The following is a 1,011-nucleotide window of genomic DNA, read 5'->3' as shown; positions in this document are numbered from 1 at the left end:
CTAGCACTTAAACACTTGGAATCAGGAACATTAGTCTTGTATGATGTCACTTCTACTTACCTAGAAGGAAATGGTTGTGAACTGGGAAAATATGGTTATAATCGAGATAAAAAGAAAGGGAAAACTCAGATAGTTTTTGGTTTGTTATGTTCAGCTAAGGGTTGTCCGATAGCGGTAGAAGTATTTGAAGGAAACACTTCAGACGGTGCTACTTTAGGCGGACAAATTGAGAAAGTCAGAAAGGGTTGGGGGATTGAGAATGTGGTCTGGGTAAGTGATAGAGGAATTTTAACCAACTCGAAAATCAAGGAATTAGTAAAACCCATAGAAGGATTAGACTATATTACTGGTTTAACTAAGCCTCAAATTCGGAAACTGGCTGAGGTAGAAGTGATTCAATTAGGATTATTTGATCAGGTAAACTTGGTGGAATTTGAGAGTGAAGATTATCCCGATGAAAGATTAATTGCTTGTCGGAATCCCTTAATCGCCCAGAAAAATCAACTACAAAGAGAGGCATTATTAGAAGCGGTAGAGAAGGAACTAGATTTGATTGTTCAGGCGACTCAAAGGGAGAAAAGAGCTTTAAAGGGTCAAGATAAGATAGCTTTGAGAGTGGGCAAGGTTCTTAATCAGTTTAAGGTCAATAAATACTATAACTTAGAGATAACAGAGGAAGGCTTTTCTTATCAGCGTCAGCTGGAATTAATCGCTCAAGAAACGGCTTTGGATGGTGTGTATGTGTTAAGAACTTCTCTGGAGTCAACTTTGATGGATGCAGCGACGACGGTTAAAGCTTATAAAAGTTTGTCTCAAGTGGAGGAGGCATTTCGCTGTTATAAGTCAATTGATTTAAAGGTACGTCCTATCTATCATTATCAGGGTGATAGAGTCAAAGCTCATATCTTTTTATGTATGTTGGCTTATTATGTGGAATGGCATTTAAAACAGTGCTTGGCTCCTTTGTTATTTGAGGATGAAGAAATTGATGATGGTTCTCTGAATGTGATT

The 1,011-nt window shown here is 37.9% G+C and carries 1 protein-coding gene; it reads left to right on the top strand.

All coding sequences use genetic code 11. The features are described 5' to 3' along the window. On the top strand, positions 1–1,011 hold a 1,011-nt coding region (locus PX484_RS23700), incomplete at both ends, for an IS1634 family transposase (protein ID WP_288105866.1).

It is taken from the genome of Microcystis sp. M49636_WE2, assembly GCF_030065375.1.
Taxonomy (GTDB): Bacteria; Cyanobacteriota; Cyanobacteriia; order Cyanobacteriales; family Microcystaceae; genus Microcystis; species Microcystis aeruginosa_C.
This window is presented reverse-complemented; position numbering and strand designations above follow the sequence as displayed.